Annotated in this window: 21 protein-coding genes; 13 read left to right on the top strand and 8 right to left on the bottom strand. The window is 64.7% G+C overall.

Annotation, left to right across the window (positions count from 1 at the left end; translation table 11 throughout):
• Positions 1–226: 226 nt before the first annotated feature.
• Positions 227–1,342, top strand: a complete 1,116-nt coding sequence (locus EVC45_RS03705) for a diguanylate cyclase (RefSeq protein WP_129956686.1) — start codon at positions 227–229, stop codon at positions 1,340–1,342.
• A 29-nt stretch (positions 1,343–1,371) separates the two neighbouring features.
• On the opposite strand, the gene EVC45_RS03700 is transcribed toward EVC45_RS03705, so the two are convergent.
• Positions 1,372–2,211, bottom strand: a complete 840-nt coding sequence (locus EVC45_RS03700; RefSeq protein WP_129956685.1) for an SDR family oxidoreductase — start codon at positions 2,209–2,211, stop codon at positions 1,372–1,374.
• A 174-nt stretch (positions 2,212–2,385) separates the two neighbouring features.
• Between EVC45_RS03700 and EVC45_RS03695 the strand changes: the two genes are divergently transcribed.
• The 4 genes from EVC45_RS03695 (at position 2,386) to sap1 (ending at position 5,185) form a co-directional block, all read left to right on the top strand.
• A complete protein-coding gene (locus tag EVC45_RS03695) occupies positions 2,386–3,321 on the top strand; it encodes a GlxA family transcriptional regulator (protein WP_129956684.1) in 936 nt (311 codons plus the stop codon).
• An 84-nt stretch (positions 3,322–3,405) separates the two neighbouring features.
• Positions 3,406–3,831: an HIT family protein gene (locus tag EVC45_RS03690; RefSeq protein ID WP_129956683.1), complete on the top strand. Its 426-nt coding sequence runs from the start codon at positions 3,406–3,408 to the stop codon at positions 3,829–3,831.
• A 125-nt stretch (positions 3,832–3,956) separates the two neighbouring features.
• Positions 3,957–4,382 (top strand): hypothetical protein, encoded by a 426-nt coding sequence (locus EVC45_RS46135; RefSeq protein WP_211193362.1) that lies wholly within the window; start codon positions 3,957–3,959, stop codon positions 4,380–4,382.
• 464 nt (positions 4,383–4,846) lie between these two features.
• Positions 4,847–5,185 (top strand): surface attachment protein Sap1, encoded by a 339-nt coding sequence (sap1, locus tag EVC45_RS03680; RefSeq protein ID WP_129956681.1) that lies wholly within the window; start codon positions 4,847–4,849, stop codon positions 5,183–5,185.
• 253 nt (positions 5,186–5,438) lie between these two features.
• Here the strand turns inward: sap1 and araH are convergent, their stop codons facing one another.
• The 4 genes from araH to EVC45_RS03660 form a co-directional block, all read right to left on the bottom strand.
• Positions 5,439–6,443 (bottom strand): L-arabinose ABC transporter permease AraH, encoded by a 1,005-nt coding sequence (gene araH, locus EVC45_RS03675; RefSeq protein ID WP_129956680.1) that lies wholly within the window; start codon positions 6,441–6,443, stop codon positions 5,439–5,441.
• Positions 6,444–6,517: 74 nt separating this feature from the next.
• Positions 6,518–8,083 carry an L-arabinose ABC transporter ATP-binding protein AraG gene (araG, locus tag EVC45_RS03670; RefSeq protein ID WP_129956679.1) on the bottom strand — a complete coding sequence of 522 codons (1,566 nt, stop codon included), beginning with the start codon at positions 8,081–8,083 and terminating at the stop codon, positions 6,518–6,520.
• Positions 8,084–8,176: 93 nt separating this feature from the next.
• Positions 8,177–9,181, bottom strand: coding sequence for an arabinose ABC transporter substrate-binding protein (locus EVC45_RS03665; RefSeq protein ID WP_129956678.1), 1,005 nt, complete (start codon positions 9,179–9,181; stop codon positions 8,177–8,179).
• Positions 9,182–9,366: 185 nt separating this feature from the next.
• The gene (locus EVC45_RS03660) at positions 9,367–10,815 is read right to left on the bottom strand and encodes an aldehyde dehydrogenase family protein (RefSeq protein WP_129956677.1); all 1,449 of its coding nucleotides are present in this window, start codon (positions 10,813–10,815) and stop codon (positions 9,367–9,369) included.
• 171 nt (positions 10,816–10,986) lie between these two features.
• Here EVC45_RS03660 and EVC45_RS03655 point away from each other — a divergent pair, with 171 nt between their 5' ends.
• Positions 10,987–11,964 (top strand): LysR family transcriptional regulator, encoded by a 978-nt coding sequence (locus EVC45_RS03655; protein ID WP_129956676.1) that lies wholly within the window; start codon positions 10,987–10,989, stop codon positions 11,962–11,964.
• Between the two features lie 145 nt (positions 11,965–12,109).
• Positions 12,110–12,664 (top strand): YaeQ family protein, encoded by a 555-nt coding sequence (locus EVC45_RS03650; RefSeq protein WP_129956817.1) that lies wholly within the window; start codon positions 12,110–12,112, stop codon positions 12,662–12,664.
• 46 nt (positions 12,665–12,710) lie between these two features.
• On the opposite strand, the gene EVC45_RS03645 is transcribed toward EVC45_RS03650, so the two are convergent.
• Positions 12,711–13,136 (bottom strand): VOC family protein, encoded by a 426-nt coding sequence (locus EVC45_RS03645; protein ID WP_129956675.1) that lies wholly within the window; start codon positions 13,134–13,136, stop codon positions 12,711–12,713.
• Positions 13,137–13,590: 454 nt separating this feature from the next.
• Here EVC45_RS03645 and ada point away from each other — a divergent pair, with 454 nt between their 5' ends.
• From ada to EVC45_RS03625, 4 genes are all read left to right on the top strand, one after another.
• Entirely contained in the window at positions 13,591–14,793 is a 1,203-nt protein-coding gene (gene ada / locus EVC45_RS03640) for a bifunctional DNA-binding transcriptional regulator/O6-methylguanine-DNA methyltransferase Ada (RefSeq protein WP_248295021.1), read from the top strand.
• Positions 14,790–15,710: a DNA-3-methyladenine glycosylase gene (locus EVC45_RS03635; RefSeq protein WP_129956674.1), complete on the top strand. Its 921-nt coding sequence runs from the start codon at positions 14,790–14,792 to the stop codon at positions 15,708–15,710. Before ada ends, EVC45_RS03635 begins: the two co-directional genes overlap by 4 nt.
• A gap of 207 nt (positions 15,711–15,917) precedes the next feature.
• Positions 15,918–17,534, top strand: a complete 1,617-nt coding sequence (gene gshA, locus EVC45_RS03630; protein WP_129956673.1) for a glutamate--cysteine ligase — start codon at positions 15,918–15,920, stop codon at positions 17,532–17,534.
• A gap of 223 nt (positions 17,535–17,757) precedes the next feature.
• Positions 17,758–18,273: a hypothetical protein gene (locus tag EVC45_RS03625; protein WP_129956672.1), complete on the top strand. Its 516-nt coding sequence runs from the start codon at positions 17,758–17,760 to the stop codon at positions 18,271–18,273.
• A gap of 51 nt (positions 18,274–18,324) precedes the next feature.
• Here the strand turns inward: EVC45_RS03625 and EVC45_RS03620 are convergent, their stop codons facing one another.
• Both EVC45_RS03620 and EVC45_RS03615 read right to left on the bottom strand, forming a co-directional pair.
• Complete coding sequence (locus EVC45_RS03620; RefSeq protein WP_129956671.1) at positions 18,325–19,887, bottom strand: DHA2 family efflux MFS transporter permease subunit; 1,563 nt, start codon at positions 19,885–19,887, stop codon at positions 18,325–18,327.
• A gap of 211 nt (positions 19,888–20,098) precedes the next feature.
• A complete protein-coding gene (locus EVC45_RS03615) occupies positions 20,099–20,608 on the bottom strand; it encodes a MarR family winged helix-turn-helix transcriptional regulator (RefSeq protein WP_129956670.1) in 510 nt (169 codons plus the stop codon).
• Positions 20,609–20,865: 257 nt separating this feature from the next.
• Here EVC45_RS03615 and EVC45_RS03610 point away from each other — a divergent pair, with 257 nt between their 5' ends.
• Positions 20,866–21,270: a hypothetical protein gene (locus EVC45_RS03610; RefSeq protein WP_129956669.1), complete on the top strand. Its 405-nt coding sequence runs from the start codon at positions 20,866–20,868 to the stop codon at positions 21,268–21,270.
• Between the two features lie 280 nt (positions 21,271–21,550).
• Positions 21,551–23,161, top strand: a complete 1,611-nt coding sequence (locus EVC45_RS03605; RefSeq protein ID WP_129956668.1) for an efflux transporter outer membrane subunit — start codon at positions 21,551–21,553, stop codon at positions 23,159–23,161.
• Positions 23,162–23,173 lie beyond the last annotated feature (12 nt).

Raw genomic sequence — 23,173 nt, 5'->3', positions numbered from 1 at the left:
GGTAACCGGACATTAACTCTGTAACAGGCACATACCGTTGCATGTGTAATCCGGCGCATCGCATTGCGCGCTGGACTCGATGCGGGCGCCGACTATTATCTGACCAAAGGGAGTTTTGACGACGAGGCGCGGTGCTCTGGGGTGCGTTCGTGGCGTGGTCAACGAGCGCCTCGCGTCACCCGCATGCTGACGTGCCATTCCTGACCTTCATTCCTGGCTGAACCACATGGACATCTCTAAACCGCCCCAGAACGTCGCAACGCTGCATCCCGCAGACGAAGCGAACGCGCACGCGCACGCGCTCGTCGCGGAGGATGCACCCAGTCCCGCCATCGACGATGCGATCGCGCGCCTCCTCGCCAGTCCGCCGGCGGCCGAGTGCCCGATCACGGTGCTGCTGGTCGACGACCAGGCGATCATCGCCGAGGCGGTGCGCGAGGCACTCGCCGGCGAGCCGGGCGTCGACTTTCATTACTGCGCGTCATGGGAAGACGCGGTGCGCTGCGCCGAGCAAACGCGCGCGACGGTGATCCTGCAAGATCTCGTGATGCCGGGCACCGACGCTCTGACGCTAGTGGGGCAATACCGACTGAATCCGGCCACGCGCGACATTCCGATCATCGCGCTGTCGACCAGAGAGGAACCGCTCGTCAAAAGCGCGGCCTTCGCGGCCGGCTCGGACGACTACCTCGTGAAGTTGCCCGATCGCATCGAACTGATCGCGCGCATCCGCTATCACTCGCGCTCGTATCTGAACCTGCTGCAACGCGACGAGGCGTACCGCGCGCTACGGCAATCCCGACAGCAACTGCTGGCGACGAACCTCGAACTGCAGCGGCTCACGCATTCGGACGGTCTGACCGGCCTGTCGAACCGCCGCTACCTCGACGAGTATCTCGCCGCCGAATGGAGCCGTGGCACGCGCGACAAGACCGCCCTCGGCCTCCTGATGATCGACGTCGACAACTTCAAGGCCTACAACGACACCTATGGGCACGTCGCCGGCGACGAAGTGCTGAAGAGCGTCGCGCATGCGATCGAAGCGTGCCTCGGCCGCTCGCCGGATCTCGCCGCGCGCTTCGCCGGCGAGAAGTTCGCGGTGGTCGTGCCGGGCGCGTCGGTGGGCGGCCTGCGCCTGCTCGCGGAGAAAATCCGCATCGCGATCGAAGACCTCGCGATCACCCATGCGGGCTCGGCGGACGGCGTCGTCACGATCAGCATCGGTGCGGCGATGGTGGTGCCGTCGGACGCCGAACCGGTCACGACGCTGATCGAGGCTGCCGACGTCGGCCTGTATCGCGCGAAACACGATGGCAGGAATCAGGTGGCGGTGAGCGGCTGAGTCCGGCGCCGCCCTCCCCACCTTCTGTTTTACGCCGCGACGGCGCGCGTATAGCGCTCGGCGGGCGCGCTGCGCGACAGATTCGGCTGCAGATGCAAACGCGCGCTGTTCAGACGCTCCCAGTCGGCGGCATCGGGCAACGACGGGATCGTCACCAGCTCTCCCTGGTCGAGACCGGCAAGCGCCGCGTCGACCATGTCCTCGGCGTTCATCACGATCTGCGAAGGCAGGTTCTCGACCGCGAGACCCGCGCGATCCCAGAACGCGGTGCTCGTCGCGCCCGGCAGCACCGCTTGCAGCCGCACACCCTTGCCGCCCACCTCGTGATGCAGCGACTGCGTGAGGTTCAACACGTACGCCTTGGTGCCGCTATAGGTGCCGTTCAGCAACTCCGGCGACAGCGCGACGATCGACGAGATATTGATCACCGTGCCCGCGCCACGCGCGATGAAACCCGGCAACACCGCCGCCGTCAGGCGCGTGAGCGAGGTGACGTTCAGGTCGATCATCTTCTCGAGTTCGTCGATGTCCGAGTCGACCAGCGTCGCGGTCGCGCCGACGCCCGCGTTGTTGACCAGCATCGTGATGCCGCGCTCGGCGCGCAACTGGTTCTCGATGCGGCGCACGTCGGCCTTGTCGGTCAGATCGGCGCTGACGGTGCTCACGCGGCGTCCTGTCTCCTTCGTCAGCCGCTCGGCGAGACTGCTGAGGCGCGCGCCGTCGCGCGCGATCAGCAGCAGGTCGTAGCCGCGTCGCGCGAGCCGGTCCGCGTACACCGCGCCGATACCCGACGATGCGCCCGTCACCACCGCCGTGCCCTTGCCTTCGTTCGAATTGCCTTGTACGCCCTTGTCTGCCTGCGTTGCCATTGAAGCTCTCCTTGCGGGCTGCGCATGATGCGACCGCCCTGTCCAGTGAATGGGAACATCCGTGAACTCGCCGCCTCGCGGCTTTCGCGCTGATGCGGCGGGGTTGACGAGCTCAGTGTAGGCGCGTACTGTTTTGTCTCAAATGTCGTATTTCCCTCGTTTCCGGACAAGCACATGAAACGCATCGGCGTGGTGGTATTTCCGGGCTTCCAGATCCTCGACATGGTCGCGGTATCGATATTCGAACTCGCCAATCAGGACACTGACGAGCCCGCGTACGACGTCGCGCTGATCTCCGAGCACGGCGGCATGGTGCGCAGCTCGGCGGGCGTCGAGGTCGCAACGCGGCCGTTCGGCGATCCCGCCTACGACACGGTGATCGTCACCGGCGCGATGGAGATCGCGCCGTCGTCGCCGGGGCTGCTTGCGTTTCTGAACGACGCCCTCGCCGCTTCGCGCCGCACCGCCAGCATCTGCACCGGCGCATTCGTGCTCGCCGAAGCGGGCATCCTCGACGGCCGCCACGCGACCACCCACTGGGCGCATGCGCGCGACCTGCAGCGGCGCTTTCCGCACGCGCGGGTCGACGACGACCGCATCTTCATCGTCGACGGCTCGGTGTGGACCTCGGCCGGCATGACCGCGTGCATCGATCTCTGCCTCGCGCTCGTCGAGAACGACCTCGGCGTCGAGGCGTCGCGCGCGATCGCGAAAAAGCTCGTCGTCTATCACCGCCGCACCGGCGGGCAGTCGCAGTACTCGGCGATGCTCGATCTCGAACCGAAATCCGACCGGATCCAGAACGCGCTGTCGTATGCGAAGAGCCATCTGCGCGAGCCGCTGAGTGTCGAGCAGCTGGCCGACGTCGCGCATCTGAGTCCGCGCCAGTTCAGCCGCGCGTTTCGCGACGAGACGCGCCAGTCGCCGGCCCGCGCGATCGAGGCGCTGCGCGTCGAAGCGGCGCGCACGATGCTCGAAACTGGCCGTCATTCGATCGAAACGGTCGCGGCCGACACTGGCTTCATCGACCCCGAGCGGATGCGACGCGCGTTTTTGCGCGCATTCGGCCAGCCGCCGCAAGCGATCCGGCGCGCCGCACGCGTGTCGTGAGCGATCGGGGGAGAATAGGAAAACCCGCGGCATGAAGCTGCGCGGCAAAGACGGTACCCAGCCCCAACGAGCAAAGGAAACGCGATGAGCTACGACGACAGCAACCCGTTCGCCAAAATCTTGCGCGGTGAACTACCGTGCATCAAGGTGGCGGAAAACGACCAGGCGCTGGCTTTCATGGACTTGATGCCACAAGCCGATGGCCATTTGCTCGTCGTGCCGAAAGAGGCGGTGGCGGAAATTTTCGATCTGTCGGATGACGCGCTGGTCGCGTCGATGCGCATGGCGCAGAAGCTCGCGATCGCAGTGCGTGCGGCGCTGCGTCCGGACGGCGTGTTCATCGGCCAGTTCAACGGCGCGGCGGCGGGACAGACGGTGCCGCACGTCCATTTCCACGTGATTCCGCGCTGGCAAGGTCAACCGTTGAAACTGCATGCGCGCGAGCGCGCCGATGCGGACACGCTCGAAGCGCTCGCCACACGAATTCGAGCGCACTGGCGCGCCCGTTGAAGCATTGAGACTTGCGACACGCGCGCACCGATCTACGCGCCGCGCATCGCGGTCACGTGCGGTAACAACTGTAAAAGCCGTTGAAACCACCGTCAGGCGCGGCGCGGCTAGACTGCTATTGCCTTGTGTTCAAGGCATTGAGTGTGGATCTCTTTTTTAGCCTGCCCGCCGTGGCAGGCTTTTTTCTTTGGGCGATCCGCTTCGCAGTCTCAGATCCGGTCGCGCGCACGGCGCAGCGGATGCCGCCAGTCGATGCGCCGGGGTCGCGCTGGCATTGGCCGTCCTTCGTGCAGGTGTCGATGCTCCTGCCACAATTCGTCGGAGAAAAGAAACGCGACGATCAGCAGCGGAACGACCAGAAAAATCCCGAGTATTACGTGCTCGTTCACGATAGCCTCCAGGTGCAGGAGATTTGTTTCAATTGTAGAGCACCGCTTGTTCCCGCATGGCAGTGCGACGCTAATCGACCCTGGATTCAGGCGGCGCCCGATGGTGCATTGCGCCACGTTCGCGCCGCCCTTGCCTTGTCCGCGTGGCTTTGCGCGGCTTGACCCCGGTTAGTGCGGTTTCGGCAATGAGGCGTTGCAAACGCTTCAGGGCTACTCTCGATGCACGGCTGGCACTATTTATTTTCTACATTTGCTTCGTTATTGCGCGTACCGGCTTTTGCCTGCCGAATGACTTTGTGTGCGATGCACAAACTCGATGATTAAATTGTATTAATTGGCTTAATTGACGCTCCGCGTTTACGCGAATACGCGCGCAAAGCTTTACCAGCTAAAGCCGTGGACGCGATGAGCCTATTAGTTATCCGTTTCATTGCCATCCGATCCGGCGTGTGCTCAAGCTTTAAGCAGCTGCGACAGCGAGTGCGACAATTCGTCACTGTTGCGACCGCACACAAGATGTGCTTGTCGTTCTCCTCGGTTCTCCTAAAGTGCGAGATGCGGGTCCACCGTTAAAGTTAAATACATAGCTAACCCGAGTATTTTTTCGGCCCGCACCGGAGGGATAAATGAAAATTCGAATTGCAGTTGTTTTCGCCATTGCAGGATTGGCTGCCGCTAGCGTTCAGGCGCAAGACGTCGTGATCAAGCCGCAGCAAACGATCCAGTTCAAGGCCAATGCGTATGGCTGCGTATCGAAGGACAAGCTCGATGCCGTCGACCACCACGCGCAAGCCGGTGAACAGCAGCAAATGCAGGAATTCTTCTCCGGATATCAATGCGTATCGACACCGACCGACTCGAGTTTCCGCGTAGTGCGGGTGGTCGGCCACGACGTCGAGTTCGTGAATTCAGGCAATAGCGACACTGAGGGGCTCTGGGCGAACGACCGATTTATCAAGCAATAAGTCCAACACCGGTATTCCGGCAAAAGCCGGAATACGGTCGCATGCGTATCCGCTGCGGCTTTAAAAGCCGCAGGCGTGAACGCGTGAGCTAAAAGAAGCGGCTTGGGCATTCAGATGCCAAGCCGTTTTTTTATTGCTTTCGATACCAGCGCGCCTTTGCATGGAATAAAAAAGCCGATGCGGGTTTTATCGACCTGCATCGGCAGTACGCCTTCTCGCAAAGCGCAGGAAACCGGTCACGAGCAACGGCGCGTCAGTGCACGCGCTTGCTGCGGCGGAACTGGTCGAACAGCACCGCGAGCAGCAGGATGCCGCCGCGAATCAGATACTGGTAGAACGTCGGCACGTTCAGCAGGCTCATCGCGTCCTGCACCGAACCCATGATCAGCACGCCGACGAGCACGCCGGAGATCGTCGCGACGCCGCCCGTCAGCGACACGCCACCGAGCACGCAGGCGGAAATCACGCCGAGCTCGAGCCCGACCGAGGTCTTCGGATCGCCGAGGCTCATGCGCGACGCGAGCATCACGCCAGCGAAGCCGGTCACGAGGCCTTGCAGCACGAACACCGTGATCTTGATCCGCGTGACCGGCAGCCCGGCGAGCACGGCCGCCTCGCTGTTGCCGCCGACGGCCAGCACGTTTTTGCCGAACACGGTCTTCTTCAGCAGGAAGCCGAACAGCACGAAGCCGACGATGTTGCTCCAGATCGGATAAGAAATGCCGAGAAACGAGCCGCCGCCGAGATCGAAGAAGCGCTCCTCGGAGATCATCACCGCGTCGCCGTTCGACGTGATGTAGGCGAGGCCGCGCACGACCTCCATCATCGCGAGCGTGACGATCAGCGAGTTGATCTTGTAGCGCGCAACCAGCGTGCCGTTGACGAGTCCGACCGCGCCGCCCGCGAGCACGCCGGCCGCGACGCCGACGAACACGCTATGCGTCGCGGTGATCAGCACGGAAGCCACCACACCCGAAAACGCGACGATCGACGCGACCGACAGGTCCACCTCGCCGAGCGCGAGCACGAACATCATCGTGACGGAGATCGAGCCGATCAGCGTGACCGATAGCAGCAGCCCCTGGATATTGCGCGAGCTCAGAAAGCCGGGGACCGCGAACGACAGCACCGCGAACAGGATGATGAACACCATCACGATGCCGGATTTGTTGATCAGGTCCCAGGTGCGCGCCGCCCGCGCGGTCAAACCGGCGGAGGCGACGGCGGGGGTCGAGGAATCGGTGGAAGGTATGTTCATGATGTCTGTTCCAGATAATGCCGTTTTCGTTGCGGTATTCGGTAAGAGGTCCGGTGGCGCGAGCCGTCGGCGGATCAGCGCGGCAGCGCCAGCTTGATCAGCGCATCCGGCGTGGCCTGCGCCTTGGGCAGATCGCCGACGATGCGGCCTTCCTTCATCACGATCACGCGATCGGTCACGCCGATCACCTCGGCGAGATCGCTCGACACGACGATGACCGTGCGGCCCGCCTCGGCGAGCCCATACAGCAGCCCGTAGATTTCGCTGCGCGCCCCGACGTCGATGCCGCGCGTCGGCTCATCCATCAGGAACACGTCGATCTCTTCGGCGAGCCAGCGCGACAGGATCACCTTCTGCTGATTGCCGCCGGACAGCGTGCCGATCGGCGTGTCGCCATTGCGGGTCTTGATCGCGAGCTTGCCGATGTAGTCGCGCGTCGTCTGCGCTTCCTTGCGGCCGTTGAGCACGTTGAAGCGGCTGAAGTGGCGGCGGCAGCTGATGTTCAGGTTGTCCGACACCGATGCGATCGACACGATGCCTTCCTGCTTGCGATCTTCGGGACACAGCGCGACACCGGCGCGCACCGCGTCGCGCGGGGTGGCAAACCGCACGCGCTTGCCCTTCAGCGCGACCTCGCCGGCGCTCGACTTGACCGCGCCGTAGATCAGCTTCATCAGCTCGGAGCGGCCCGCGCCGACGAGTCCGAAAAAGCCGACGATCTCGCCCTTGCGCGCCGAAAACGAGGCCGGTTCGCGCAGTCCCGGTCCCATCAGGCCGTCGACCTGAAGCTGCACGTCACCGTGCTCGCGCTCGCGATAGCCGTACACATCGGAGATCGAACGGCCCACCATGCAGCTGATCAGCCGATCGCGATCGAGTCCCGCGCCGGCCTCGAAGGTGTCGATGCGGCGGCCGTCGCGAAACACCGTGACGCGATCGCACAGCTCGTAGACCTCGTCCATCCGGTGCGTGACGTAGATGATCGCGCGGCCTTCGGCCCTCAGCGCCCGAATGATGCGGAACAGTTGCGTGGTCTCGCGCGACGACAGCGAGCTGGTCGGTTCGTCGAACGCGATCACGCGCGCGTCGCGCATCAGCGCCTTGCCGATTTCGATCATCTGCCGCTGACCGATCGACAGATGCTTGACCTGCTGCGACGGATCGAGCTTTTCGCCGAGCCGTTCGAGCTCGCGTATCGCGCGCGCGACCAGAGCCTTTTCGTCCAGTACCCCGAAGCGATTCGGCAATGCGCCAAGCATCAGGTTTTCGGCGACGGTCAGCTCCGGCACCAGATGCAATTCCTGATAGATGATCGCGAAGCCCGCGGCGATCGCCGCCTTGGTCGTCGCGAACTGCTGCTCGACACCATCGAGCGACAGCGTGCCCGACACAGGATGATTGACCCCGGACAGCACCTTGAGCAGCGTCGACTTGCCGGCGCCGTTTTCGCCCATCAGGCCGTGCACCTCGCCGCGGCGCACTTCAAGCGAGACCTGGTCGAGCGCGAGCACGCCCGGAAAGCGCACGGTGATGCCATCGAGCCGCAGATAGGGAGCGGCGGAGGCGGGCGTCGATGCAGGCGAGGGCGAGGGCGCGAGCGCCGCCTCGCGGGCTTGAGACCCGGTGAATAAGGACGTCATCGAAAAACCTCGAAACGGATGAAACCTGAGCGGACCGCGCTCGCGCTAAACGCAAGTCGCGATGCGGCCCGCTATCTGCTGCGAGAACGTCGCTTAAATACCCAGTTCCTTGCGCACGTCCTGCCAATTGCCGCGCACCATCAGCTTGCCGGTGGTTTGCGTGTCGGCGGGCGGCTGCTTGCCGTCCTTGATCCATTCGATGAGGTTTTCAGTGCTCTCCTTGCCGTGGTTCGTCGAGCTGACCGCGATCGTGCCGTAGAAGCCCGTCGGTTCCTTCTTCTGGAACTCGGCGAACGCCTCGCCCGCGCCGTTGATGCCGACGCCGATCACGTCCGTGCCCGGGATATGCAGCTGCTCGGTCGCGCGCACGCCGCCGAGCACGCTTTCTTCGTTGAGCGCGAAGATCACCCACTTCTTGATGTTCGGATGCTGCGCGAGCACCGGCGACACCGCGTTGAAGCCGCCTTCGTCGTCGGTGGTTTTCTGCGGCGAGTCGAAGATGTTTTCCTTCTTGAAGCCGCCGGCGAGCAGCGACTGCGTCGCGCCGTCGGTGCGCAGCTTCGCGGTCGGCAGTTCGTAGTCGGTGATACGCAGCGCGCCGACTTCCTCAGGCTTCCAGCCGCGGCGCTTCATTTCGTCGGTGATCGCCGTGCCCACCTGGTTGCCGATCTTGAACGCCGACATGCCGAGGTGCGGCACGTTCGCCAGCGGCTTGCCGGTCGAATCGACCAGCTGGTCGTCGACGGTCACGAACTTCATGTTGTAGCGCTTCGCGCGTGCCTGAATCGCCGGTCCGAGACGCACGTCCGGCGCGCAGATCACGAAGCCCTTCGCGCCTTGCGCGCCGAGGTTGTCGATCGCGGCCAGCACTTTTTCGCCGTCGGGCGTACCGATGTTGACGACCGAGAAGCCGTCCTTCTGGCCGAGTGCGGTCGCGGCTTTCTGTTCGTTGATGAACCACGCCTGTTCCGGCATCTTCACGAGGAAGCCGACTTTGAGCGGTTCATCCGCATGCGCGGACAGTTGCGCGGCAAACGGCGCGGCGAGGGCGGCGGCGGCCATTGCGGTCAGGGTCAAACGGCGAAGCTTGCTGGTCATCTACTGTCTCCTGAAGTTGAAAAGCTGCATTGATGTCGTGGTAGTTGCAGCGGGGTAACGCGGGCGGCTTCAGCCGTCGCGCGGATCTGGGCGGAACCGGGCTCGGCCAGCCGGGCGATTCGCGAAACGTCGTGCATGGCCGGGGACGCATGTGGCGACGAAAACGGTGGTGCGACTCATCGCTGCTAGCCCGCCACGTACGCCGTTTTCACAGCGGTCCAGAACGACGCATCGCTCGCGCCGTAGGCCGATGCCTTGCGCCCGCCGCCGGGTCCGTGATGCTCGACGGCCGTGGTCGGCAGGTTGATCGTGACGAGACCGCTCTGCACGTGGCGGCGAAAATGCCGCGCGCGTTCGAGCGAGCGCGTGCAGATGCCGGCGCACAGTCCGTAGGCGGTGTCGTTCGCCAGATGTAGCGCGTGTTCGTAATCGTCCGCGCGCAGCACGATCGCAAGCGGCCCGAAAATCTCTTCGCGTGCGATGCGATGTTCCGGTTCGCCGAGAAACAGCGCCGGCTCGAAAAAATAGCCGGGCGTCGCGCGCTCCAGTCGCCGCCCGCCGCGCAGCAACTGCGCGCCTTCCTGCTCGCCGATGCGCACGTGGTCGAGATTGCGTTCGAGCTGCACGGCGTTCGCTACCGGGCCGATATCGGTGCCGTGCTTCAACGCGTGATCGACGGTGAGTTTCGCGAGCTTCGCCTGCAACGCGTCGACGAACGGCGCGAACACCGAGCGTTCGACGATCAGCCGCGCGGCCGCCGTGCTGCGCTGGCCCGTCGCGCTGAATGCGCCGGTCAGCGCCGCATCGACCGCGCCGTCGAGATCGGCGTCGGCCAGCACGACGAACGGATTCTTGCCGCCCATCTCCAGTTGCACACGCGCCTGGCGCGCGGCGGCGGCCTGCAGCACGCGTGTGCCGGTATCGGACGAACCGGTGAAGCTGATCGCGGCGACGAGCGGATGCGCGACGATGCGCGCGCCGACCTTGCGCCCGCTGCCCATGACGAGATTGAACACGCCGGCCGGTAAGCCGGCGCGACTGACGATCGACGCGAGCGCCGCCGCGCAGGCGGGCGCCGATTCGGCCGGCTTGTAGACGACGCAGTTGCCATGCGCGAGCGCGGCGCCGAGCTTCGCCGCGGCGATCGCGAGCGGCGCGCTCCACGGCGCGATGATGCCGACCACCCCGAGCGGCTCGCGCGTCACGTCGATTTCGACGCCGGCACGCGCCGACGCGAGCGGTTCGACGAACGCGCGCAGCGCCTCGGCCGCGAACAGCTTGAACAGTTGCCCCGCGCGCGTCGCTTCGGCGAGCGCCTCGGGCAGCACCTTGCCGATTTCACGTGCGAGCAGCCGGGCCAGTTCCTCGCGGCGCGCGAGCATTTCGCTGCCGATCGCGTCGAGCGCGTCCGCGCGGCGCTGCGCGGAGGCGAGCGACCAGTCGCGAAACGCCGCGTGCGCGGCTTCGATCGCGCTATCGGTCTGCCGCACATCGGCGCGCACGTATTCGCCGACCGGTTCGTCGAGATCCGACGGATTGAGCGACACGCCCGTGGTCGCACCCGTCTCCCATCCGCCATTGATGTAATGGCGAAATGGGCTGACAACGAGAGGGACGAGCGGATCGCGGTTCATCGGCGGAAAAGGCGCACCGGAAGTTCACAAAAGTCCACGAATGGTATGAGTCGTCCCAATAACTTTCCAATCCCTTTTTAGGCTTCTCCGATATCAGTTTCGATATGGCATCATGGGAACTTCCGAGGAAGAACGTACAAACACCGCTCGTAAAGACCTGGAGACCTTGCGATGACGCGTAGCTATTCGAACTGGTTCGTGCGCGCGCGGCTGAAAACGCGCCAGTTGCTGCTGCTTGCCGCGATGGAGGAGGAGGGCAACGTGCGCCGCGCGGCCGACGTGCTCGGCATGACGCAGCCGGCCGCGTCGCGCCTGCTGAAGGAACTCGAGGACATGCTCGAAGTGAGCCTGTTCGACCGCACGCCGCACGGCATGCACGCGACGCTGTACGGCGAGGTGATGATCCGCCACGCGCGCATGGTGCTGTCGAACCTGAGCCAGGCGCACGACGAAATCTCGGCGCTGCGCTCGGGGCTCGCGGGCCAGGTGCGGATCGGCGTGATTGCCGCGGCCGCCGCGACGATGGTGCCGCGCGCGATCGCCAGCGTGAAGGAGCGATATCCGCAACTGCAGATCTGGACCGAGGTCGAAACCTCCGACGTGATGCTGCCGCGGCTTGCCGAAGGCGATCTCGACATCATGATCGGCCGCGTGCTCGAACGGCAGAACCAGTTCAAGACCGACGTGCGCTACGAACCGCTCGCCGACGAACCGCTGTGCGTGGTCGCGCGCCCCGGCCATCCGCTCGAAAATGAAACAGGCCTGACGCTGCGCGGTATCGTCAACGCGGCGTGGGTGCTGCATCCGCCGGGCAGCGTGCTGCGCCATCGCTTCGATCTGATGTTTTCGCAGATCGGCCTGAATCCGCCGCAGAACGTCGTCAATACGAACAACTTCCTCGCCATTTCGAGCCTGCTGCTGCAAAGCGACATGTTGGCCGTATTGCCCGATGAAGTGGCGCGTCAATACCAACAGTACGGCGTATTGAAGCGAGTACCGATCGATTTACCGTGCAGGATGGATACATTCGGTATCATCACGCGCCAGTCGCATCTGTTGTCTCCGGCGGCCGCCGTCGTGCTCGAGGCGTTGCGGGACGCGGCTCGCGACGTGTACGGCACGGCCACGGAAGCTGCCGTGGCCCGGTAAATGCTTCCTTCTGCGTCATAGGCACCGGCTGACGGCGCGGGAGGAACAGACGATGTACAGCAACAAACACAAGAAACGGCAACGCGCCGTCGACGATTCATTTTCGCTGCGCTCCGGTGGAGCGAGCGCTTGGTTTAGCAACGGCATGGCTCTCAAATCGACGATATACAAGGCGGAATTGCAGATCGCGGACATGGACCGGCACTATTACGCCGACCATTCGCTGACGATCGCCCGTCACCCCTCCGAAACCGACGAACGGATGATGGTCCGCGTCGCCGCGTTCGCGCTGTTCGCGCAGGAACGGCTGGAATTTTGCAAAGGTTTGTCGGATGTCGACGAGCCGGACCTGTGGGCGAAGGATCTGACCGGCGCGATCGATACCTGGATCGAGGTCGGTCAACCCGACGAGCGCCGCATCTCGAAGGCGAGCGGCCGCTCCAATCACGTGGTCGTGATCGCGTATGGCGGACGGACTTCGGAAATCTGGTGGCAGGGCGTGCGCAACAAGGTCGAACGCCTGCGCAACGCGACGGTATGGACGCTCGGCGAGGACGTCGCGGCATCGCTCGGCTCGCTCGCCGAACGTACGATGCGGCTGCAATGCACGGTGCAGGACGGCGAAGCATGGCTCGGCAGCGCCGAAGCCGATGCGGTGAAGATCGACTGGACCGTTCTGAAAGCGCCCGCCGACGCGTGATGGCGCAACTCTGAAGCGGTTTTTTTGCGCCGCTTCGTGTTCGCCTTCAGAGCGACGTGACCCGTGCCGCTTCCGGCGGCCCCTTCAGTTCGACCATGTTGCCCTCGGGGTCGAACAGATACAGCGACGGCCCGAATCCGTCCGCGCCATAACGCACTCCCTGCTCGCCCAGGCGCGCGCCATGCGCGCTCAGATGCGCCTTCAGCGCGTCGGCATCGAAGGATTCGACGCGCAGACACAGGTGATCCATGTTGCGTCCCGTGCCCGCCGCGCCGTTTTCCGCACGATCGAGCTTCGCGCCGGTCTGCAGCAGATCGATCAGCGATCGGCCCGCGCGCAGTTGCGTGAGGCCGAGTTCGCGCTGCTCCTTTTCAACGCTGCAGCCGAGTACGTCGCAGTAAAAGCGCGCGAGGGTGTCGACGTGCGTCGCCCGGATCACGACGTGGTCGATCTCGCGAATGTGGATTTTCATGTCGGACGCCCTTTCGCTAGTTCGGAGAACCGATTAGGAAGTGTAGGAGAAAGGGCGGGGATGGATCGGCGGGAAGTCGCGGGCGAGCGAACCAAAAGGACCCAACCGCGGACAAAAACGCAGGCAAAAAAAAGCCCGCTCAAGTGGGGCGGGCTGAATCCATATCAGGAGGAGACATGGAGGAGACAGGTACTAATATACACATCGGCTTGGTGCGACGCAATAACTTTTTAAGGGAAAACCCGATATCGTGCGAAATTGCCGCACTTTGAGGCGAAACGCCCGATCGCAGTGCGTTCCGGGGCGTTTCGGACTTCGCTTTGCCGGTTTGACCCCACTACGGGTAAGGACAAGCGCATCCGAATGACAGAGCAAGAAGCGGCGCGTACTGTGTAGCGATCGGGCCTAGATTGATGAGCATCGACATTGCCTGCCCATCCGGGCCCCAGACATTATGAACGCCACCACTCGCCATTCCGCCACCGTGCGCACCGCCGCCGACGTCGACACCACCCAGTGGCCCACCGACGACGAACGCTGGAACGCCGTCACCCGCCGCGACCACGACGCCGACGGCGCATTCTTCTACGCCGTCAGGACGACCGGCGTGTTCTGCCGCCCGTCGTGCGCGTCGCGCCAGCCGCGCCGCGAAAACGTCGCCTTCTTCACCGATGCCGCGGCCGCGCGCGCCGCGGGCTTTCGCGATTGCAAGCGCTGCCAGCCCGGCGGCCTGCCGCGCGAGCTCGAAATCGTCGCCCGAGCATGCGCCGCGCTCGATGCCGATCCGCAGCAGCGCCTGACGCTCGCGCAACTGAGCGATGCCGTGCACGTGAGCCCGTTCCATTTGCAGCGCCTGTTCAAGCGTGTGGTCGGGGTGTCGCCGCGTCAGTACCACGCCGCGCAGCGCGGCGCCGCGTTGCGCGATGCGTTGCAAGGCGGCGCCGACGTCACGCGCGCGACCCTCGACGCCGGTTTCGGCTCGCCGTCGCGAATGTACGACAGCGCGCCGGCCGAACTCGGCATGGCGCCGTCCGCGTACCGCCGCAAGGGTGCCGGGCTCACGGTGCGCTACGCGAGCGCGCCGACCTCGCTCGGCTTCGTGCTGGTCGCGGCCACCGACAAAGGCATCTGCAAGATCGGTTTCGGCGATGACACCGCGCTGCTGGTCGACGAATTGCGCGGCGAATTCGCGAATGCCGAGCTGCGTGAAGACGCCGGACGGCTCGCGCCGTTCATCGCGCAGATCGACGCGTATCTGCGCGGCACGCGCCAGGACTTCGACCTGCCGCTCGATATCGCGTCGACCGCGTTCAAGCAGCGCGTGTGGGAAGCGCTGCGGCGCATCCCGTACGGCGAGACGCGCAGCTATTCGCAGATCGCCGAGGCGGTCGGCTCGCCGCGCGCGGTGCGCGCCGTTGCCAGCGCATGCGCGACCAATCCGGTGGCGCTCGCGATTCCTTGCCATCGCGTCGTGCAGAAGGGAGGGGCGCTCGCCGGCTACCGCTGGGGGCTGCCGCGCAAGGCCGCGTTGCTCGACAATGAGGTGCAGCACGCAGGCGGCGTAGCAGCCGCCGCTTCAGCCGATGATGCGCCGCGCCGCGACGCAAGCCGCACCGATGCCGACTCCCGCAACTCCCAACTGGATCACGCCGCTTGAGCACGCTTAACGACGTCGCAACTCTCGAATTACCGTTCAAGGCACCGTTCGACTGGCCGCGGCTGCTGCGCTTTTTCAGCGGCCGCGCGACGCCTGGCGTCGAAGCCGTCGAGGACGGCGCGTATCGTCGCGCGATCGACTGGAACGGCGACAGCGGCACGCTCAGCGTGCGGCTGCATCCGCGCAAGCACTGTATCGTCGCGAGCATCGAGGGGCCGGCGAGCCGGCATGCCGATGCGCTCACCGCGCCCGTCGCGAGGATGTTCGATCTGCGCGCCGATCCGAGGAAGATCGCGGCCGCATTCGCCGCGGACCCGTGGCTCGCTCCGCTCGTCGCCGCGGTGCCCGGCCTGCGTGTGCCGGGCGCGTGGTCCGGCTTCGAACTGGTGGTGCGCGCGATCGTCGGTCAGCAGGTCAGCGTGAAGGCCGCGACGACGATCATCGGACGGCTCGTGCAACGCGCCGGCGAACGCATTGACGGGCATCCGCATGAGAACACCGCGTGGCGTTTTCCGACGCCGGCCGCGCTCGCCGAAGTCGATCTCGCGCAGATCGGCATGCCGGGCAAACGCGTCGCCGCGTTGCAGGGCTTCGCGCGCGCGGTCGCGAGCGGCGACGTGCCGCTCGACAGCAGCGATACCGTCGACGCCGCGAGCCTGCGCGCCGCGCTGCTCGCGCTCGCCGGCATCGGCCCCTGGACCGTCGAATACGTCGCGATGCGCGCATGGCGCGATGCCGATGCATGGCCCGCGTCGGATCTTGTGCTGATGCAAGCGATCTGCGCGCGCGATCCTTCGCTCACACGGCCCGCGCAGCAACGCAGCCGCACCGACGCGTGGCGGCCGTATCGCGCGTATGCCGCGATGCATCTGTGGAACGAGGTGGCGGATCGGGCGGGCGCGGCGCGCGGCGGGTGAGCATCATCGTGACGTGGCGACGGTGATGGCCTGGTTCGGCGCGACCCGGCAGCCCGCTCAAACTCCCGCCGAAGCGGCCGCAAGCAGCCGTTCTGGCGAGATGTTAAAGTGCCCGCTACTGAAAATTCCGCCGAACGTTGTCAGCCGCTGTACCGTCTGTGAATCGTCTGGTGATACACGGCGACCGGCAACGCGCGACTCGCATCAATGCCAAACACCACACCTTCCCGCACGACCGACACGCTTTCGCACCGTCTGTCCGTGCTCGACTCGAGCCCGCAGCGCGATGCGCTGATACGCGGCCTACGCGGCATCGAAAGGGAAAGCCTGCGCGTGACGCGCGACGGCCAGCTCGCGATGACCCCGCATCCACGCGCGCTCGGCTCGGCGCTCACGCATCCGTCGCTGACGACCGACTACTCCGAGGCGCTGCTCGAGCTGATCACGCCGGCCGAGCAGGACGTCGCCGAAACCCTCGCGAAGCTCGACGTGCTGCATCGTTTCGTCTACGCGGAACTCGGCGACGAGATCATGTGGAACAACTCGATGCCGGGGCTATTGCCCGCCACCGACGACGGCATCCCGATCGCCCATTACGGCACGTCGAACATCGGCAAGCTGAAGTACGTGTACCGGATCGGCCTCGCGCTGCGCTATGGCCGCGCGATGCAGTGCATCGCGGGCATCCACTACAACTATTCGCTGAACGAAGAAGTGTGGCGACTGCTGCACGCCGATCAGCAATCCGCCGCGAATGCCGTCGACTTCCAGTCCGATCGCTACCTCGCGCTGATCCGCAATTTCCGCCGCACGAACTGGCTGCTGATGTATCTGTTCGGCGCGTCGCCGGCGCTCGATCGTCGATTCCTCCGCGATCGCAAACATACGCTCGACACGTTCGACGCCGACACACTGTATCGCCCGTACGCGACGAGCCTGCGCATGAGCGACCTGGGCTATTCGAACACGACCGCGCAAGCCGCGCTGCACGCCGACTACGACACGCTGCCCGGCTATCTCGACGCGCTCGCGAAAGCCGTGAGCCAGCCGTATCCCGCGTACGAGAAGATCGGCACGCAGCGCGACGGCGAGTGGGTGCAGATCAACACCAACGTGCTGCAGATCGAAAACGAGTTCTATTCGACGATTCGGCCGAAGCGCGTCACGTACCCGGGCGAGCGGCCGCTGCATGCGCTCGCCGTGCGCGGCGTGCAATACGTCGAAGTGCGTTGCATGGATATCGATCCGTTCGAGCCGACCGGCATTTCGCTCGAAACATCGCGCTTTCTCGACGCGTACCTGCTCGTGTGCGCGCTCGACGACAGCGCGCCGCTGCCTCCGCCCGCGTACGCGGAAGCCAATGAGAATTTCGGCCGCGTGACGATGGAAGGCCGCAAGCCGGGCCTCGAACTGGTTCGCGACGGCAAGCCGGTCGCGATGCTCGACTGGGCCAATGAACTGCTCGTCAAAATCGACGCCGCGGCGGCCGTGCTCGACGGCCTGAAGGGTGGCGACGAACACGCGCGCGCGGTCGCCGCGCAACGTTCGAAGCTCGCGGACGTGTCGCTGACGCCATCGGCGCGCGTGCTGCAAACCATGCGCGACCAGCAGCAAAGCTTTCTCGCGTTCGGCCTCGCGCAAAGCGAAGCGCACGCCGCGTACTTCCGTGCGCGTCCGCTCGATGCGGCGCAGTCGAAGGCCTTTGCGGACCTCGCGGTGCAATCGCTCGACGAACAGGCAAAGCTCGAACGCGAGGAGGTCGGTTCGTTCGATGCGTTCGTCGCTGCGTATCGCGCCTACACGCTTAATCGCATCAGCGTCTGAGCATACGGACCACAGCATCTCCAGAAGTGATCAAGCGGCCCACGTGGCCGCTTTTTCTTTGCCGCGCGTAAAGCGCAAGTAAGCTGTACGGATTGCGCGCTTCGAACGCGTACGCAATCGGCAAATTCTCCGCGCGTCGTCGCGATTCTCTGATCTGGATGAAACACCGCTTCGATGGGGTGGTCCAAAATGTTATGACACGCTCCACCGGGGAGGTATCGACGTGAAAAACAAAGCTCTGTTGGCCGCGCTGTGTCTCGTGGCGACGGCGGCATGCTCGACCCAGGGTCAGGTCGATCCGGACATCATGCAGATCGCGACCACGCCTTTGACGTGCTCGAACAAGGCCGAATGCGACCTCTGGTGGCAACGGGCGCAAACGTGGGTCGCGAGTCATTCGAAGTACAAGATCGAGACCGCTAACGATTCGCTGATCCAAACCGCCGGCCCCGACGGCGGCAAGCGCGCGCTCGCGTTTCAGATCACGCGCGCGGCGGGTCCTGATGGCACCATTACGGTCGGCTTTTCCGCGCATTGCGACAGCTCGCTCGGCTGCAAGCCAAATCCGTGGCAAGCCGGTGCGGATTTCAAGCAGTATGTGAGAGGCGCCACGGGCACCGCCGCCAGCGCGCCGCGAGGCAGCGCGACACCATCGCAGAATGCGCCGGATGCGACGCATCCGGAGACGCCGCCCGGCAAGACGACCACGCCGCCCAATGGCGAGGCGATGTCGCAATAGCTGAAGCAATTGCGGCAGCGGCGGTGCATTTGCCGCTGCCGTACAGTTGCTTCAGTGTCCTAACGATGGTCCGGTGCCCTTGCGCGGCTTCGTGATCCAGACAAGCAACGCCAGCACGATGAACGCCGCGCACGAGATGCGGAAGAAGTCGTTGGTGGCCATCATGTACGCTTGGCTCGTCACCACCTGGTTCAGCTGCGCGGTCAGGCTGTCGCCGGACAGCCCGGCGCCCGCGAGCGCATTCGTATACGCGTTGGTGTTTGCCGAATACGTGTTGACCGTATCGGCGAGCATCGCGTGGTGATAGATCGTGTCGTTTTCCCAGAACGTCGTGCTGATCGCGGTGCCGATCGCGCCCGACAACGTGCGGAAAAAGTTCGACAGACCCGACGCGCTCGCAAGACGTTCGTCGGACACGCTCGACAGCGTGATCGTCGTCATCGGCACGAAGAAGCAGGCGACGCCGATGCCCTGCACGAGCCGCGGCAGGATCACGTGGCCGAACGGCACGTCGAGCGTGAACGTCGAGTTCCAGAACGACACGATCGCGAACACGATGAACGCGAAACTCGCGACCATGCGCAGATTCAGCCGATGCATGTTCTTGCCGATCATCGGCGACAGAAACAGCGCGAGCAGTCCGACCGGGGCCGTGGCGAGACCCGCGAGGCCAGCCGTGTAGCCCATCACCGTTTGCAGCCACAGCGGGAAGATCACGACCGAGCCGAAGAACGCCATGAAGCCGAACGAGATGATCACGACGCCAAGCGCGAAGTTGCGATCCTTGAACAGCGACAGGTCGACGATCGGCTCCTTCTCGGTCAACTCCCAGACCAGCAGGAAGGCGATCGACACGAGCGCAATCACCGCGAGCGCCACGATGAACGTCGAGTTGAACCAGTCGCGGTCCTTGCCGAGGTCGAGCATCATCTGCAGACACGACACGCCGGTCACCAGCAGCACGAGTCCCACCACGTCGATGCGTTGGCGCATCGTCTGGGTCTCGCGGCCGCGCAGCAGCAGATACGCGCAGAACGCCGAGAACAGGCCGATCGGCACGTTGATGTAGAAGATCCACGGCCACGTGAAGTGATCGGTGATATAGCCGCCCATCACCGGGCCGAAGATCGGCGCGCAGATCACGGTCATCGCCCATAAGCCGAGCGCGAGGCCACGTTTCTCGGGCGGGTACGAGCGCATCAGGATCGTCTGCGACAACGGCACCATCGGCCCGGACACGAGCCCTTGCACGAGCCGGAACGCGATCAGCGATTCGAAGTTGTGCGCGAAACCGCAGGCCGCCGACGCGATCGTGAACAGCAGCACCGACAGCGTGAATAGTCGTACCTCGCCGACGCGACGCGCGAGCCAGCCGGTCAGCGGCACGGCGATCGCCGAGGCGACCGAGTATGACGAGATCACCCAGGTGCCCTGGCTCGACGCGACACCGAGGCTGCCGGAAATGGTCGGCACCGCGACGTTCGCAATCGAGGTGTCGAGCACCTCCATAAAGGTGCCGAGCGCAAGGCCGACCGTCAGCAGCGCGAGCGTGCCGCCCTGGAGCGGGGCCGGTTCTGCGGCGGGCCGCGCGGCGTTGGAAGCCGTGGCATCCATAGGTTTGTTCTCCTCAGGCGGCAAAAGCTTGTCGCGGCAGCTTTATCGCGTATTTCAAACACGATCCTTGCATGCCGGATCACCCTCTGCCCAGACAGATATCTGGTGACAATGACGCCTTGGAAAGGCGCCTCGTGATTGTCCTGCTAGTGCTTCGTGACGAAGCGCCGCCGCCCTCCGACCACGGCCGCGCTTCGACGCATGCTTCGGCTCATCCCGGCGGCTCGTCCGGTGCTACCGGTGCCGCTCCGCAACCCACGCCGGCTTCTCCCTCGGGACCGTTCGCGATGAAACGGGCGAGCAGGTGAATCAGCGTCGCGTGCTCCTCGGCGGTAAAGCCGCGCAATTGGTCGTTCAGCACGGTTGCGCCGAGGTTCGGCAATTGCCGCGCGGCCTCCTGGCCTTGCGGTGTCAGTTCCAGCTTCACCATGCGTCGGTCGTCGCTGCTGCGCGTACGCACGACGAAGCCCTTCTTTTCCAGCCGGTCGAGAAGACGCGTCATCGAGCCGCTGTCGTACGACATCGCGCGCGACAGCTCGAATGGCGTGCTCGCGCGCCGCGACGACAGCATCAGGATCACGCCGATTTGCTGCGCTGTGAGCCCGAGCGGCTTGACCGCACGGTCCGTGCGCTCGACCAGCACGTTGCGCGCTTTCGTCAGGTAGTAGCCGAGACTGCTCGTGAGCTCGGTCTCGTCCGCTTTGTAGGGGCCATCAGTCATGGGGTATCCGCAACATCTAGGCAAGACGAAGTTTAGCTGCCTAAGCAGACAAGTCAAATCGCATTTTGCGGTGCGCAATCAAACATCATAAAAACAACAGTCCAATCTTTTGCGCCGCACAGTATCTTGAAATTTGCTTGCATAGTCAATATTATGATAAGCAATGAGTTTCGCGCGTCCCGCGCCATTCGAGACCATGTTCTGATCGATCGACCGCGCATCGCCCCTGTTGCGATGCGCGCCAAAGGATTTCCGCGATGCTGTACCTCAAAAACACGCTTGGCGGCCTCAGCCGCTCACTGACCGATTCCGCACTCCTTAGCTTCCAGGGCCGGCACCGCTGGTGGAAGCTCGCGCTGTTCGCGGGATTGTTCGTGCTGCCGGGCGGGTCGGTCGGTGTCGCGTTGCTCGCTTGGGCCGAGCATCGACGGGGGACGAAGGGGGCGAAGAATGGCAACGCAGTGGCCGTGGAAACCAGCGAGATCGTGTTGCCGAAGGAAAGCTTCACAATAGAGGCCGACAACGTCGTCGCCGTGACGGTCAACAGCGGCAACGCTTGCGTCGCGCCCGGCGGTGCGTCGTGCCGGGCCTCGGCTGGCAAGCCCGCGTGCCAGCGCCAACGTCAACGTCAGCAGACCCAATCGACGGAATCGCGACTCTGAAGGCGCGCCGATTCGCAGCGCGCTTTTCGGCATACAGTTTCGCTTACTGTCGTCACCTGAACTACCGCCAACCCGCAGCCCCTCGCGCTGCCGGTAACAACGCGTAACCATCGCGTCACCGCAAGTAACACACCTCCACACCGCCTCGCATTAACCTTTCAGCTTTCAGTTTCCCGCGCTCGCGCGGGCTCATACGCTAACATTCCGGCAGACCACGATCTCGCCCGGCCGGTGGCGCCGTTCCCGGCCGCACCGCGGCGTCCAGAAGGAATTTCATTGCATGCAGTCTGATCGAATCTCGCGCGTGCGGGTGCTTGCGCCGCGCGTCCTTTCCCTCGCCGTTAGCGCGGCCTGCGCGACACTCGTCGCCGCTTGCGCGGTCGGCCCGAACTATCAGCGGCCGGCCACCGAGATTCCCGCGTCGTTCAAGGAAGCCGCGCCCGGCTGGAAGGTAGCCGAGCCCGCCGATCAACACGACCGCGGCGACTGGTGGGCGATCTACGAAGATCCGAAACTCAACGAACTCGAAGACAAGCTCAACGCCGCGAACCAGACCATCGCGCAATTTGCCGCGAACTATCGGCAAGCGCGCGCGCTCGTCGGCGAAGCGCGGGCCGCGTACTTTCCGACGATCGGCGCATCCGCGGGCATGACGCGCTCGGGCAACGGCACGCAAACCGGCGGCAATGCCACGACCGCGACGAGCCGCGAAGGCATCAACAACAGCTTCAACGTGCAGATGACGGCGAGCTGGGAGCCGGACCTGTGGGGCTCGGTCACGCGCTCGGTCAACGCGCAGAAGGCCAGCCAGCAGGGCGCGGCCGCCGACCTCGCGAACGCGCGCCTGTCCGCCCAGGCCACGCTCGCGCAAACCTACTTCCTGCTGCGTGCGCTCGACTCCACGCAGAAGCTGCTCGATGACACAGTGATTGCCTATCAGCACTCGCTGCAACTCACCCAGAATCAGTACGCGGCCGGTGTCGCCGCGCGGTCTGACGTGATCCAGGCGCAAACGCAGCTGCAATCGGCGCAGGCCGCCGCGATCGACAACGGCATCCAGCGCGCGCAGGACGAGCACGCGATCGCGGTGCTGGTCGGCGTGCCCGCGTCGATGTTCTCGTTGCCGCCGATGCCGCTCACCGCGACGCCGCCCGCCGTGCCAGCGCAAATGCCGTCCGCGCTGCTCGAACGCAGGCCGGATATCGCGTCGGCGGAACGCAAGGCCGCGGCGGCGAACGAGCAGATCGGCGTGGCGATCGCCGCATTCTTCCCATCGCTGACGCTGTCGGCGACCGGAGGTTTCGAGAACTCGGTGTTCTCGCAATTGCTGACCTTGCCGTCGCGCTTCTGGACGCTCGGCCCGCAGCTGGCCGGGACGATCTTCGACGCCGGCCTGCGCAAGGCGCAAACCGAGGCCGCGCGCGCCACCTATGACGCCGATGTCGCGACCTATCGGCAGACGGTGCTCACCGCTTTCCAGGACGTCGAGGACAACCTGGCATCGCAGCGCATCCTCGAGCAGGAAATCGTCGTGCAGCGGCAGGCGGTCGACTCGGCGCGTCAGGCGCTCGCCATCGTGACGAACGAGTACAAGGCGGGTACGGTCGGATTCGTCAATGTGCTGACTGCGCAGACCATAGCGTTCACGGCCGAACAGAAGCTCGAGAATCTCGCCGGGCAGCGCATGGTGTCGTCGGTGGGGCTCGTGAAGGCGCTCGGTGGCGGCTGGGACGCGTCGCAGATGGATCGCGAGACCGGCGACGTCGCGGCGCCCGCGCCGCTGCCGGCATCGGCTCCGGCGGCTGCGGCCGCGTCGGTCGACGCGACGTCCATCGCGCAGGGTACTGCTCCAAACGCAGAGGCCCAGTCAGCGCGGGTGCAAAGCAAATAGCGGCAGCTGTGC

It is taken from the genome of Paraburkholderia sp. UYCP14C, assembly GCF_004197395.1.
Classification (GTDB): domain Bacteria; phylum Pseudomonadota; class Gammaproteobacteria; order Burkholderiales; family Burkholderiaceae; genus Paraburkholderia.
The sequence above is the reverse complement of the archived record's forward strand: the minus strand, read 5'-3'. Positions and strand labels throughout refer to the sequence as shown.

What these genes read in the sequence shown, in the direction of transcription:
- sap1 (WP_129956681.1), top strand. Translation starts at nt 4,847, where the DNA reads ATGAAAATTCGAATTGCAGTTGTTTTCGCCATTGCAGGATTGGCTGCC.
- ada (WP_248295021.1), top strand. Translation starts at nt 13,591, where the DNA reads ATGAACGCCACCACTCGCCATTCCGCCACCGTGCGCACCGCCGCCGAC.
- EVC45_RS03695 (WP_129956684.1), top strand. Translation starts at nt 2,386, where the DNA reads ATGAAACGCATCGGCGTGGTGGTATTTCCGGGCTTCCAGATCCTCGAC.
- araG (WP_129956679.1), bottom strand. Translation starts at nt 8,083, where the DNA reads ATGACGTCCTTATTCACCGGGTCTCAAGCCCGCGAGGCGGCGCTCGCG.
- EVC45_RS03660 (WP_129956677.1), bottom strand. Translation starts at nt 10,815, where the DNA reads ATGAACCGCGATCCGCTCGTCCCTCTCGTTGTCAGCCCATTTCGCCAT.
- araH (WP_129956680.1), bottom strand. Translation starts at nt 6,443, where the DNA reads ATGAACATACCTTCCACCGATTCCTCGACCCCCGCCGTCGCCTCCGCC.
- EVC45_RS03700 (WP_129956685.1), bottom strand. Translation starts at nt 2,211, where the DNA reads ATGGCAACGCAGGCAGACAAGGGCGTACAAGGCAATTCGAACGAAGGC.
- EVC45_RS03605 (WP_129956668.1), top strand. Translation starts at nt 21,551, where the DNA reads ATGCAGTCTGATCGAATCTCGCGCGTGCGGGTGCTTGCGCCGCGCGTC.
- EVC45_RS03645 (WP_129956675.1), bottom strand. Translation starts at nt 13,136, where the DNA reads ATGAAAATCCACATTCGCGAGATCGACCACGTCGTGATCCGGGCGACG.
- EVC45_RS03620 (WP_129956671.1), bottom strand. Translation starts at nt 19,887, where the DNA reads ATGGATGCCACGGCTTCCAACGCCGCGCGGCCCGCCGCAGAACCGGCC.
- EVC45_RS03665 (WP_129956678.1), bottom strand. Translation starts at nt 9,181, where the DNA reads ATGACCAGCAAGCTTCGCCGTTTGACCCTGACCGCAATGGCCGCCGCC.
- EVC45_RS03650 (WP_129956817.1), top strand. Translation starts at nt 12,110, where the DNA reads ATGGCTCTCAAATCGACGATATACAAGGCGGAATTGCAGATCGCGGAC.
- EVC45_RS03655 (WP_129956676.1), top strand. Translation starts at nt 10,987, where the DNA reads ATGACGCGTAGCTATTCGAACTGGTTCGTGCGCGCGCGGCTGAAAACG.
- EVC45_RS03610 (WP_129956669.1), top strand. Translation starts at nt 20,866, where the DNA reads ATGCTGTACCTCAAAAACACGCTTGGCGGCCTCAGCCGCTCACTGACC.
- EVC45_RS03690 (WP_129956683.1), top strand. Translation starts at nt 3,406, where the DNA reads ATGAGCTACGACGACAGCAACCCGTTCGCCAAAATCTTGCGCGGTGAA.
- EVC45_RS03615 (WP_129956670.1), bottom strand. Translation starts at nt 20,608, where the DNA reads ATGACTGATGGCCCCTACAAAGCGGACGAGACCGAGCTCACGAGCAGT.
- EVC45_RS03705 (WP_129956686.1), top strand. Translation starts at nt 227, where the DNA reads ATGGACATCTCTAAACCGCCCCAGAACGTCGCAACGCTGCATCCCGCA.
- gshA (WP_129956673.1), top strand. Translation starts at nt 15,918, where the DNA reads ATGCCAAACACCACACCTTCCCGCACGACCGACACGCTTTCGCACCGT.